General features: G+C 40.8%; 10 protein-coding genes. 9 read left to right on the top strand and 1 reads right to left on the bottom strand.

Annotation, left to right across the window (positions count from 1 at the left end; all coding sequences use genetic code 11):
- Positions 1-19: 19 nt before the first annotated feature.
- The 5 genes from ilvC (at position 20) to leuD (ending at position 5842) form a co-directional block, all read left to right on the top strand.
- Positions 20-1048 carry a ketol-acid reductoisomerase gene (gene ilvC, locus BPOF4_RS14520; protein ID WP_012959947.1) on the top strand — a complete coding sequence of 343 codons (1029 nt, stop codon included), beginning with the start codon at positions 20-22 and terminating at the stop codon, positions 1046-1048.
- A complete protein-coding gene (locus tag BPOF4_RS14515; RefSeq protein ID WP_012959946.1) occupies positions 1035-2582 on the top strand; it encodes a 2-isopropylmalate synthase in 1548 nt (515 codons plus the stop codon). Before ilvC ends, BPOF4_RS14515 begins: the two co-directional genes overlap by 14 nt.
- Before the next feature lie 11 nt (positions 2583-2593).
- On the top strand, positions 2594-3679 hold the full coding sequence (leuB, locus tag BPOF4_RS14510) for a 3-isopropylmalate dehydrogenase (protein WP_012959945.1): 1086 nt from the start codon (positions 2594-2596) through the stop codon (positions 3677-3679).
- A gap of 135 nt (positions 3680-3814) precedes the next feature.
- Positions 3815-5236, top strand: a complete 1422-nt coding sequence (gene leuC, locus BPOF4_RS14505; RefSeq protein ID WP_012959944.1) for a 3-isopropylmalate dehydratase large subunit — start codon at positions 3815-3817, stop codon at positions 5234-5236.
- Between the two features lie 12 nt (positions 5237-5248).
- The gene (gene leuD, locus BPOF4_RS14500; RefSeq protein WP_012959943.1) at positions 5249-5842 is read left to right on the top strand and encodes a 3-isopropylmalate dehydratase small subunit; all 594 of its coding nucleotides are present in this window, start codon (positions 5249-5251) and stop codon (positions 5840-5842) included.
- A 547-nt stretch (positions 5843-6389) separates the two neighbouring features.
- On the opposite strand, the gene BPOF4_RS14495 is transcribed toward leuD, so the two are convergent.
- A complete protein-coding gene (locus tag BPOF4_RS14495) occupies positions 6390-7724 on the bottom strand; it encodes a globin-coupled sensor protein (RefSeq protein WP_081457679.1) in 1335 nt (444 codons plus the stop codon).
- A gap of 264 nt (positions 7725-7988) precedes the next feature.
- Here BPOF4_RS14495 and BPOF4_RS14490 point away from each other — a divergent pair, with 264 nt between their 5' ends.
- The 4 genes from BPOF4_RS14490 to BPOF4_RS22265 all read left to right on the top strand — a co-directional run bounded on the left by BPOF4_RS14490 (position 7989) and on the right by BPOF4_RS22265 (position 12478).
- On the top strand, positions 7989-9056 hold the full coding sequence (locus BPOF4_RS14490) for a tetratricopeptide repeat protein (protein WP_012959941.1): 1068 nt from the start codon (positions 7989-7991) through the stop codon (positions 9054-9056).
- 169 nt (positions 9057-9225) lie between these two features.
- Entirely contained in the window at positions 9226-10518 is a 1293-nt protein-coding gene (tig, locus tag BPOF4_RS14485; RefSeq protein WP_012959940.1) for a trigger factor, read from the top strand.
- 530 nt (positions 10519-11048) lie between these two features.
- A complete protein-coding gene (gene clpX, locus BPOF4_RS14480) occupies positions 11049-12323 on the top strand; it encodes an ATP-dependent protease ATP-binding subunit ClpX (protein WP_012959939.1) in 1275 nt (424 codons plus the stop codon).
- Positions 12323-12478, top strand: a complete 156-nt coding sequence (locus BPOF4_RS22265) for a hypothetical protein (RefSeq protein ID WP_012959938.1) — start codon at positions 12323-12325, stop codon at positions 12476-12478. The genes clpX and BPOF4_RS22265 overlap by 1 nt, the downstream gene beginning before the upstream one ends.

The raw sequence follows: 12478 nt of genomic DNA, 5'->3' as shown, positions 1-12478 counted from the left end.
AACAAGGGAGAGATGAGAAATGGCAAAAGTATATTATAACGGTGATGTAAACGAGGCAGTATTAAACGGGAAAAAGGTAGCAGTAATCGGGTATGGTTCACAAGGGCATGCACATGCGCTAAATATGCGTGAGAGCGGAGTAGATGTAATCGTAGGTCTTCGTCAAGGAAAGTCTTGGGCTCAAGCTGAAGAAGATGGTTTTAATGTTTACACAGTAAGAGAAGCAGCAGCACAAGCTGACTTGATCATGATCCTTCTACCAGATGAGCATCAGCCAAAGGTGTACAAAGAAGAAATTGAACCAGAGCTTACAGCAGGAAAAGCACTAGCATTTGCGCACGGATTTAATGTTCACTTCAATCAAATCGTACCTCCTGCGACAGTGGATGTATTCCTAGCAGCACCAAAAGGACCAGGTCACTTAGTTCGCCGTACGTTTGAAGATGGTGCAGGCGTTCCTGGTTTAATTGCAGTATTCCAAGATGCAACAGGCCAAGCAAAAGAGATTGCACTTGCTTATGCTAAGCAGATTGGTTCTGCTCGTGCAGGTGTTCTTGAAACTACATTTAAAGAAGAAACAGAAACGGATCTATTCGGTGAGCAAGCGGTTCTATGCGGTGGTACAACAGCTCTTGTTAAAGCAGGATTTGAAACGCTTGTTGAAGCAGGCTATCAACCAGAAGTTGCTTACTTTGAGTGTCTGCACGAATTAAAATTAATTGTTGATTTAATGTATGAAGGCGGATTAGAAGGCATGCGCTACTCGATCTCTGATACAGCTCAATGGGGTGACTTTGTAGCAGGTCCGCAAATCGTGACTGAAGATACAAAGCAAGCGATGAAGAAAGTATTAACAGATATCCAAACAGGTAAGTTTGCAAAAGGCTGGATCCTTGAGAACCAAGTGAATCGTCCAGAATTTACTGCAATCAACGAAGCGGAGAAAAATCATCCGATTGAAGTAGTAGGGCGTGAACTGCGTGAAATGATGCCATTTGTAAAAGCGAAGCCAAAAGCAAAAGGAGTGGTAGCTAGTGCGAAAAATTAACGTCTTCGATACCACGCTTCGTGATGGTGAACAATCGGCTGGCGTCAATTTAAACTTTGAAGAAAAACTTGAGATAGCTAAGCAGCTTGAAAGACTTGGTGTAGATGTGATTGAGGCTGGATTTCCAGCCTCCTCTCAAGGAGATTTCCGCTCTGTTCAGGCGATTGCCCAAACGGTAAAAGGAAGTTCCATTACCGGTCTTGCTCGATCTGTAACAAAAGATATTGATGCGGCTTGGGAGGCACTAAAAGACAGTGCAGAACCTCGTATCCATGTTTTCTTGGCTACTTCGCCTATTCATATGACTTATAAGCTGCGTATGACGCCTGATGAGGTGGTTCGTACGGCGGTTGAATCAGTCAAATATGCTAAAGCTAAATTCCCGCAAGTCCAGTGGTCCGCAGAGGATGCGAGCCGATCTGAACTTCCTTTTTTGGCTAAGATCATTGAAGAAGTGATCAATGCTGGAGCAACTGTAATTAATCTGCCGGATACAGTTGGATATACGACACCTCATGAAATCGGGAATATGTTCCGTTACTTAACAGAGAACGTACCGAATATTGACCGTGCAATTTTATCTACTCATAACCACGATGACCTTGGAATGGCTGTATCAAACTCGCTGGCAGCGATTCAAAACGGGGCAGGCCAAGTAGAATGTACAGTAAACGGCATTGGAGAGAGAGCAGGAAACGCATCGCTTGAAGAAATAGCTGTGGCTCTTAATATCCGTAAAGACCATTACCAAGCTGAAACAGGCTTAACATTAAAAGAAATCAAACGTACGAGTTCACTAGTGAGCAAGTTAACAGGTATGGTTGTACCAAGCAATAAAGCAGTGGTAGGTGCGAATGCGTTCGCTCACGAGTCAGGCATTCACCAAGATGGTGTGTTAAAAAATAAAGAAACATACGAAATTATCACGCCAGAGTTAGTCGGTGTGTCTTCTAACCGAATGGTTCTTGGAAAGCATTCTGGACGTCATGCCTTTAAAGAGAAAGTCGTTGAACTTGGTTTTAACGGCACAGATGAGCAGCTTCAAACAATCTTTACAGCTTTTAAAGATTTGGCTGATAAAAAGAAAGATGTGACAGAGGACGATTTATTTGCCCTGATGACTGAAGCGACTGTAGGCGGTTCTGTTGCTCATTACGAGCTAGAGGCATTGCAAGTAAACTATGGTACGAACAATATCCCAACTGCAACAATTACATTAAATGTACCAACTGAGGGAACGATTCAAGAAGCTGCAACAGGTTCGGGTAGTGTTGAGGCGATCTATAATACGCTTGAGCGTATGATTGAAGGCCCGGTTGTCTTAGAAGATTACCGTATTCAGTCTATTAACGGCGGGCGCGATGCACTTGCAGAAGTGTTCGTCAAAATTCAATATGACGGGGTAGAATCAACAGGACGCGGTACAGCGCATGATGTATTAGAAGCATCTGCTAAAGCGTATATTCACGCCATTAACCGTACGATTAACCGCCGTGCTTATAATGAAGAGCGGATGAAACAGTTAAACGCCTAGGAGGGCTCAGTATGAAGAAGACCATTGCTGTCCTTCCTGGAGACGGGATTGGACCAGAAGTAGTAGGCTCAGCACTAAGAGTGTTAGACCAGCTTGCTGAACAATTTAATCATCAATTTGACTATACGTTTGCAGATATCGGCGGGTGTGCTGTTGATCAGCATGAAAACCCGCTTCCTGATCAGACTCTTGATGTTTGCCGTCAAAGTGATGCGATCATCCTTGGCGCAGTCGGAGGCCCTAAGTGGGATCAATTAGCACCTGAAATGCGTCCTGAAAAAGGGCTGCTCAAATTAAGAAAAGAGCTGCAATTATTTGCAAATCTTAGACCAGTGACATGTTTTGAAAGTTTACTGGATGCTTCGCCTTTAAAGCCTGAGAGAATCAAAGGAGTAGATTTTATTATCGTACGGGAATTAACAGGGGGCATCTACTTCGGCGAACCACGTGAGCGTAAAGGGGAAGGCAGTGATGAATTAGCCATTGATACGCTTACCTATACACGTCATGAAATTGAACGTATCGTTCGTAAAGGCTTTGAACTAGCTCAAGTCAGACGCGGAAAAGTAACCTCAGTAGATAAAGCGAATGTACTTGAATCAAGCCGTTTATGGAGAGAAGTAGTGGAGCGGGTAGCAGCTGATTATCCAGATGTAAGCTATGAGCATATGCTTGTAGATAATGCTGCCATGCAGTTGATTCGTCAGCCGGCTTACTTTGATGTCGTTGTGACAGAGAATATGTTTGGCGATATTTTGAGTGATGAAGCTTCTATGTTGACTGGATCTCTTGGGATGCTGCCGTCTGCCAGTCTCTCTGCAGTTGGACCAAGTTTATATGAGCCAATTCATGGATCAGCTCCTGATATTGCTGGAACAAACAAAGCGAATCCGCTTGCGACAATTTCGTCTGTTGCCATGCTATTAAAATATGAATTCGGATTAGAAGAGGAAGCTCGTGTGCTTGATGAAGCTGTTAGCGCGGTGCTTGAAAGCGGGGTTCGTACAGCTGACCTTGCAAAAGAGGGAGAGGCGCAGGCTTCAACAGATGAAGTGACAGATGAAGTCATTAAGCAATTAAACCATATTCGTGTGTAATAAAAGCAGGTGCAGTGGATTCATCCATTGCCCTCTTTTAATACCTTGATCATCTAAATGATACATTTGGACGTGAAATATTTGTACGTAAAACATTTATATTAAACAATTAATAAGTAAAGGGAGGGAAATCATATGACCCCAAAAACGATTATAGAGAAAATATGGGATCAGCATGAAGTCATTAAAGAGGAAGGTAAGCCGAGTTTGCTCTATATTGACCTGCACATGGTACATGAAGTGACATCTCCTCAAGCATTTGAAGGCCTAAGGCTAAACAATCGAAAGGTAAGGAGACCGGATTTAACATTTGCAACGATGGATCATAATGTTCCAACGGTGGATCGTTACAATATTACAGATCAGATTGCCAAAACGCAGATTGAAACCCTTCAGAAAAACTGTGATGAATTTGGAATTGATGTAGTTGATCTTGAACATCCGGAGAATGGTATTGTCCACGTAATTGGTCCTGAACTGGGCCTTACTCAACCTGGGAAAACGATTGTTTGCGGAGATAGTCACACATCCACTCACGGGGCTTTTGGGGCGCTTGCCTTTGGTATTGGTACAAGTGAGGTAGAGCATGTCTTGGCTACACAATCCCTTTGGCAGTCAAAGCCAAAAACATTGGAAGTGAACATTGATGGCAAGCTTAAACCTGGCATTTCAGCAAAAGATGTTATTTTAGCGATTATCGCAAAATTCGGGGTCGATGTCGGAACGGGTTCGGTCATCGAATTTACAGGCGAAGCAATTCGCGGAATGACAATGGAAGAGAGAATGACTATTTGTAATATGTCCATTGAAGCTGGCGCGAAAGCTGGCTTAATCAGCCCAGACCAAGTTACATTTGATTACTTAGAAGGCCGCGAATATGTTCCAAGTGGGGAAGCGTTCAAAGAGCTAACGCAACAATGGAGCAAACTAGCAACGGATGAGGGAGCAAAATACGACCGAACAGTAACGATTCGTGCTGAAGAAATTGAACCAATGGTTACATGGGGCACAAACCCGTCGCAAGGGATCGGTGTTTCGAAGTTGATTCCATCCCCAAGTGAAGCGGTATCTGAGGCAGATAGACGTGGGATCGAGCAAGCATTGGAATATATGGATCTAAAACCTGGAACACCAATTCAAGAAGTAGCGGTTCAGCATGTCTTTATCGGTTCCTGTACAAATTCCCGTCTAAGCGATCTTCGTGCAGCAGCATCAATCATTAATGGAAGAAAAGTAGCGGACGGCGTGCGTGCATTGGTGGTACCTGGTTCTCAAAAAGTAAAGAAACAAGCGGAGAAAGAGGGCTTGGATCAATTATTTATTGAAGCTGGTTTTGAGTGGCGCGATTCTGGGTGCAGCATGTGTTTAAGTATGAACCCTGATGTCGTTCCAGAAGGAGAACGCTGTGCCTCTACATCCAATCGTAATTTTGAGGGGCGTCAAGGGAAAGGTTCTAGAACGCATTTGGTTAGTCCTGAGATGGCAGCTGCAACAGCTCTTGCTGGCCATTTTGTTGATGTACGTGATTACAAAAAAGGAAAAACACTAACAACATAGGAGGGATATAGGATGGAACCATTAAAAGTGCACGAAGGTAAGGCGGCAACGATGAACCGAGTGAATGTGGATACGGATCAAATCATTCCTAAGCAATTCTTAAAAAGAGTTGAACGTACGGGATTTGGTCAATTTTTATTTTTTGATTGGCGCTTTAAGGCAGATGGTAGTGAAAACGAAGAATTTGAGCTTAATCAACCTCATGCAAAAGGAGCGACTATTTTAGTAGCTGGTCATAACTTTGGCTGTGGATCGTCTCGTGAGCATGCACCTTGGGCATTGCATGATTATGGCTTCAGAGTCGTGATCGCTCCTAATTTTGCCGATATTTTTTATAACAACTGCTTAAAGAACGGGATGCTTCCGATTCGACTAGATGAAAAGTATGTATATCAGCTGTTGCAAAAAGGGGAGAACGAAGAATTAAGATTGACCGTAGATCTTGAAAACCAAACGATCCAATCAGAGGATTTTGAGACTTCTTTTGCCATTGACCCATACTGGAAGGAGATGCTCCTAAATGGCTGGGATGAGATCAGCTTAACGCTGAAATACGACGGGAAAATCAAAGAGTATGAAGACAAAATGACAGGTCAGCCTGTATAAGAAAGAAAAAGGACTGGGAGAGAGCATACACGCCGCACCTGAAATCTACTACGATTTTGGTGGGGAGCCAGTGAGCTTCCTCGGGCTTTGCCCTATGGGATCTCACTCCTGCTCTAGTCCCCACAAAGTCTACGTATATTTCATCCACTAAGTTATTGCTTTGGGTGGTGATATCGTGGAGGATTTAGTTATCGCTCTAACCATTTATGATCAATTAAATCAGGCCCTTATCGCGTACTAAAATGTCCTTTACAAAGGGTACACTTTATACCGCGATAAGGGCCTTTCTTTGTTGAACCACTTAGCGTGATTACTGCTCCGTTGATTGGAGCGGAAGGTACTCGACTCCTGCGGGAAGAGCGTTGGCCATGGGAGACCCCGCAGGAGTGTAACGATGAGGAAGCTTCCGGCCCGCCCGCGGAAAGCGAGTACCTGCAGCGGAAATCAACAACCATTGTAAGGAATATAGTTCACCAGAAAAAGTCATGGGTTGTATGCTTAGGAGAACTCTTCTGACCAGGCACCCTTCTTCCTTTAATATTCAACCCTAATTGGCTGTTATTTCCTCTGCTTTTCGCTCCAGCTCAGAACTGAGAGAAGCCATTTCATGCGCCGTCTCGTGAATATGCTCTATAGAAGAGATCACGTAGTCAACATCTTCTTTATTTTTCTTAAATAATTCAATATAATGTTCCATTTCCATTTGAACGGTTTCAAGACCATATTTAACAGTCGTCATCTTTTCACTAGAACCTGATCTTGCGGTATTCATTGTCGTCATTTGCGAGACGAGAGCTTGTATCGTTTTGTTACTGTCATTAATTAAGTGTGAAATGGAGCTGCTCATTTCTTTAGATTGTTCAGCAAGCTTTCTAACTTCGTGCGCTACGACTGAAAAACCCTTTCCATGTTCTCCTGCTCTAGCAGCTTCAATGGAGGCATTTAATGCTAATAGATTCGTTTGGTCAGAGATTGTTTCGATTTCGTTCGTCATTTTCATAATGTTTTTTGAGATGTCTTTTAATTGATCTGTTTGAGTGATCGTTTGTATGACTTGTTCTTCTAACATTTCAAAAGTAGTGAACATACTGTTTACATCATTTACATTTTTATGAAGCAGACCTTGTAAATTCTGACTCGATTTCACCGTATTGTCTGTTTCTAGTCCTATTTGCTTCGCTTTGTGAGTCGTTGAAGTAGTCGAAGCCTCTGTTTTGTTTATCGTTGATGCGAGCTCCTGGCTAATAGATAAGAGTTCTTGCTGCAAGACTTGATTTGACTCGTGTAAATCGTTTAGCTGTCTCATTTTTGATTGAAGATACTCCTCAACAATTAATTGAGAATCAAAATTAAATCGCCCTGTTAAAGCAAGAATGTAATTTGTTAGTTTATCTGGTTCCTTAAAAAAGTTCGATACCAGCTGTGGAATGATTAATTGTAAAAAGACTTGATACGTTGCTAAAAACCACGCAATCGGAAGGTCACTATTATTATGAACACTTCCTACTTTTTGTTTCTTTCTTATATCTTCTAAGGATACATCCCCTTCTACAACGTTTTTTAAATAATAAAGAAAAACCCCTTTAAGCCGCTCTCTAGTTGAATGTGTTTCAGCTATCTTCTTTAAGTGTGGAAAAGAATACACATGATCTAATATTGCTTCTAAAAGAGCATCTGCATGTTCATCAACAAACGCCTGCAACTCCTGCAAGTACTCTGTACTTTGTGTTGAAAATCCCATATAGGCCATGCGCATATCTATTTCTTTATCGTTGATTGTATGAGGCAGTCCTGTATTGATTGTTAAGCTTGGTTTGTAATCGGATTTTTTCGTTTTAAATGGGAAAACCATTTGTCCATCTCCCTTATGCACGAGTTTCATTTATACACTCCGTACAAGTTTTATTTATTTTATGTATAATCATTATGAATTTAGACAGGGATGTTTGTCAAAGGAAATAGGTCAAATGACTCGTTTGTTTTTAAATTATTGGTAGGGATGTTTTTTCTGAACGCTCCTAAAGGTCTGTTCTCGTTGTAATTCAGGGATCAAGCTGATAAACTGAAAAGAATAACTTAAAATAAATGGTTAATGCTAGTAAACACAGAATAGTAAGCAACATGTCAAAAAGAGTGGAGCGATTCCATGGACGGCAAAAAAACGAATAAAAAAGATACAAATGTAATCTTATACCCAGGTCTTGTTAAACGCTTAATTGAAAAGGGAATGGATGCTCTAAAAGCGAAGGATGCAACGGCAGCTTATAATCATTTCCTTACAGCAGAGCAATATGAACCAGATCACCCGCAAGTAAGATTTGGAAAAGTATTGAGTCTTGTGGAGCTTGGTAGATTAGAAGAAGCGGTTACTCATACGAGTGCTCTTTTAAATGAAGGAATTGGGGAATATTACGATAATCTTCAAGTACATATTTCTTTGTTGGTCCAATTAGGCCACTATCAAGAAGTAGTAGATATGCTAGAAGCAGTTTTGAGTGAAAATAATGTGCCTGCTCAATTTGCTGAATCGTTTTATCAGCTGCTTCATTTCAGCAGACAGATGATCGATGATTCTGTATTACTTGCAAATATTGATGACGAAACGATGAATGAAAGTCAAGATGATGAGCAATCTGTCATCCAAGAAATAAGCAATGATTTAAAAAGCGGTTCAATTGAAATACAGTGGAAGGCCTTGCAGGTTTTAAAGGATCGCCCATATAAGGATGCCTTGGAAGTGTTAGTTACATACATAGAAGATTCACAAAAAGATTGGCTGCTGCGAAGCTTTGCCTTAGAGATTTTACATACAAAGAACTACCACGCGGAAGTCTACATAAAAAAATCTACAAAAGAACAAAAAGTCATCCCTAGTCAATTAAAAGCAGTGAATGAGCAGCCTTTTGCGGTAGAAGTAAAAGAGGCGCTGCAAGACAGCTTAGAGCATAAAGATCCTTTATTAAAAGAGATGGCAGAACAAATTGGCGGCTTGCATTTATTTGCCTGGTATCCATTTATTCCGACCCCTGAAAATGCTTCCTTATGGGCTGCCGTTTATCACCTTCTTGCAAGTGAGAGACTTGGGCTTGATGAATCGATCAGTGAAATAGCCGATTTGTATAGTACTGATGATGAGGCATTAGAAAAAAGAGCTAGAGAAGTTGCTAAACTAGAAGAAAAAGTATTTGAGGCATATACTCATTTTATGCAATAAAAGATGGGTAAACCTCATCACTAAAAAGTAGATTTTAGTCAAGGGGAGAATCAAAACAAGATTGATTTGAAAACACATAGTGTTATGTTATAATAGAATGGTTGTAAATCATGAACAGTATAAAAATCGTTCGCATTGCGAACATGTGTATAGTTGGAGGGAAAGAGTTATGACTGCAAAATGGGAAAAGTTAGAAGGAAACGAAGGCGTTTTAACAATTGATGTTGAAGCAGAGAAAGTAGATGCTGCACTTGATGCTGCATTCAAAAAGGTAGCAAAGAAAGTAAACGTACCAGGATTCCGTAAAGGAAAAGTACCTCGTTCTTTATTTGAAAAACAATTTGGTGTAGAAGCTCTATATCAAGATGCATTAGATATTCTTCTGCCAGAAGCGTATGCTGCTGCAATCGATGAGACAAACATTGAGCCTGTAGATCGTCCTGAGATCGATATCGAAACAATGGAAAAAGGAAGCAACCTTGTTTTCACTGCTAAAGTTGTTGTGAAGCCAGAAGTTACTCTAGGCGAGTACAAAGGTCTTGAAGTAGAAGAGCAAGATACAACAGTAACAGATGAGGATGTAGAAGCAGAACTTACTCAGCTTCAAAACCGTCATGCTGAACTAGTTGTTGTTGAAGACGGCGCAATCGAAAACGGCGATACTGCTGTTATCGACTTTGAAGGTTTCGTTGACGGCGCTGCTTTTGAAGGCGGACAAGCTGAAAACTATTCACTTGAAATTGGTTCAAACCAATTCATCCCTGGATTTGAAGAGCAATTAATTGGTCTTAAAGCTGGAGACGAAAAAGATGTAGAAGTAAACTTCCCAGAAGAATACCATGCTGAAGATCTAGCTGGTAAAGCTGCTACATTCAAAGTGAAAGTACATGATATTAAGCGTAAAGAGTTACCTGCACTTGACGATGAGTTTGCTAAAGATGCAAATGAAAATGTAGAAACTCTTGATGAGCTTAAAAAAGAAATCAAAGATAAGCTTCAAAAAGAAAAAGAGCAAGCGGCTGACACTGAAATCCGTGACACTCTAGTTGAAAAAGCAGCTGAAAATGCTACAGTTGACATTCCAGAAGCTATGGTAACAACTGAAACAGACCGCATGCTTCAAGAGTTCGAACAACGCCTGCAAATGCAAGGTATGAACCTTGAAATGTACTACCAATTTGCTGGTCAAGATGAGGAAGCGATGCGTGAGCAGTTCAAAAAAGATGCAGAAAAACGTGTACGCATTAACCTTACTCTAGAAGCAATTGCTAATGCAGAAAACATTGAAGCAACAGATGCAGATGTTGATGCTGAACTAGAAAAAATGGCTGAAATGTACCAACGTTCTGTTGAAGAATTAAAAACAATCTTCGCTGCGCAAGGCGGAACTGAAGGCATTAAAGGTGACCTTAAAATCCAAAAAGCTGTTGAACTGCTTGTTGAAAACAGCAAAAAAGCATAACTTTAGGTTTGAGTTTAATCAAAAGGTGATAAATAAGACAAGGCGCACAATTTGTGCCTTGTCTTTATCTCATTTAAAAGACTTCTAAGAAATCTGTCCGTTATGAGGTATGTTTCTAATCTCTTATGAACAAGATGTATGTAGCGCTTCAAGTAATCCATACATGTATACTCGTCAGATCAATATTCTCCTAAGGTGATAATCGTATCAATCTTTAAGACTTTGAACGAAGAAAGTTTGAATGAAGAAAGAGGATTTTTTAGGGTGAATCTTGAATGTATACTAAATCCACACATAAACTAAATAAAGAAAGAACTTGTCAGCATGATAGGGTAAGTAGTTTGAATTATTTGTACATAGCAGCAGAGCTTTTTTAACGGGTTTTACGGGTTATGTGTTACAATGGCTTGACGAAGCTAATGAACCATGCCCATCATACTTTCATTTACGTCGTGTATAACTCTCCATGAAGGGTCATCGATAGGCAAAAGATGACACTTGATGGTAAAATATTCGTGAGGGGTGATTTGATGTTTAAATTTAATGAAGATAAAGGACAGCTTAAATGTTCTTTTTGTGGAAAAACTCAAGATCAGGTCCGTAAGTTAGTTGCAGGTCCTGGTGTGTATATATGTGATGAATGTATTGAACTTTGCACGGAAATCGTAGAAGAGGAGCTTGGCGGTGAAGAGGAAGTTGAATTCCAAGAGGTTCCTAAGCCTCAAGAGATCCGTCAAATCTTAGATGATTATGTAATTGGTCAAGATCAAGCGAAGAAGTCGCTCTCAGTCGCTGTTTACAATCACTATAAGCGTATTAACTCCATGAACCGCTCTGAAGAAGTGGAGCTGGCTAAAAGTAATATCGCGATGATTGGACCGACAGGAAGCGGGAAAACTCTTCTTGCTCAGACGTTAGCCCGCATTCTAAATGTTCCTTTCGCGATCGCTGATGCAACATCGCTTACAGAAGCAGGTTATGTAGGGGAAGATGTCGAGAACATCTTACTTAAATTAATTCAAGCTGCTGATTATGATGTGGAGAAAGCAGAAAAAGGAATTATCTATATTGATGAGATTGATAAAGTAGCTCGCAAATCTGAAAATCCTTCGATTACAAGAGATGTTTCAGGTGAAGGCGTGCAGCAAGCATTACTGAAGATCCTTGAAGGAACAACAGCAAGCGTTCCTCCTCAAGGCGGACGTAAGCATCCTCATCAAGAATTTATTCAAATTGATACAACGAATGTATTGTTCATCTGCGGCGGCGCATTTGATGGAATCGAGCAGATTATCAAACGCCGTTTAGGTAAAAAGGTGATCGGTTTTGGTTCAGAAGTGAAGCAAGAAGAATTGAAGCCAGGCGAATACCTAAGCAAAGTATTACCAGAAGATCTTCTGCGCTTTGGTCTGATCCCAGAATTTATCGGCCGTCTTCCGGTTATCTCAAGTCTTGAGCCGCTTGATACAGACGCTCTTGTTGAGATTCTGACGAAGCCTAAAAATGCTCTAGTAAAGCAATACCAAAAATTGCTTGAGCTTGATGATGTCGAACTAGAGTTCACTGATGAGGCATTAGTGGAAATTGCGAAAAAAGCGATCGAGCGTAAAACAGGAGCACGTGGCCTTCGTTCGATTATTGAGGGAATCATGCTAGATGTAATGTTTGATCTTCCTTCGCGTTCAGATGTTGTAACATGTGTGATCCATGATAAATGTATCACTGAAAACGCACTGCCAATCTTAAAAACAGAAGATGGTACTGAAATTTCGCTGTCTAAAGAAGAGCCTAAGGAAAGTGCTTAATGCTTCTTAAACACATCTCCCAATGCGGAGATGTGTTTTTTTATATTGTAATCTCAGGCTTCCTGCATGAATTTATAGAAGTAATGAGTTTTGTGGTTAGTGTCGTTGTTGTCGGTCATACTAATAAAAACAAATTAAGCAACAAATCAATTTAA

Source organism: Alkalihalophilus pseudofirmus OF4, from assembly GCF_000005825.2.
Lineage (GTDB): Bacteria > Bacillota > Bacilli > Bacillales > Bacillaceae_D > Alkalihalophilus > Alkalihalophilus pseudofirmus.
This window is presented reverse-complemented; position numbering and strand designations above follow the sequence as displayed.

Coding starts and splice junctions, on each gene's coding strand:
- ilvC (WP_012959947.1), top strand. CDS start 20: ATGGCAAAAGTATATTATAACGGTGATGTAAACGAGGCAGTATTAAAC.
- leuB (WP_012959945.1), top strand. CDS start 2,594: ATGAAGAAGACCATTGCTGTCCTTCCTGGAGACGGGATTGGACCAGAA.
- leuC (WP_012959944.1), top strand. CDS start 3,815: ATGACCCCAAAAACGATTATAGAGAAAATATGGGATCAGCATGAAGTC.
- leuD (WP_012959943.1), top strand. CDS start 5,249: ATGGAACCATTAAAAGTGCACGAAGGTAAGGCGGCAACGATGAACCGA.
- BPOF4_RS14495 (WP_081457679.1), bottom strand. CDS start 7,724: ATGAAACTCGTGCATAAGGGAGATGGACAAATGGTTTTCCCATTTAAA.
- BPOF4_RS14490 (WP_012959941.1), top strand. CDS start 7,989: ATGGACGGCAAAAAAACGAATAAAAAAGATACAAATGTAATCTTATAC.
- tig (WP_012959940.1), top strand. CDS start 9,226: ATGACTGCAAAATGGGAAAAGTTAGAAGGAAACGAAGGCGTTTTAACA.
- clpX (WP_012959939.1), top strand. CDS start 11,049: ATGTTTAAATTTAATGAAGATAAAGGACAGCTTAAATGTTCTTTTTGT.
- BPOF4_RS22265 (WP_012959938.1), top strand. CDS start 12,323: ATGCTTCTTAAACACATCTCCCAATGCGGAGATGTGTTTTTTTATATT.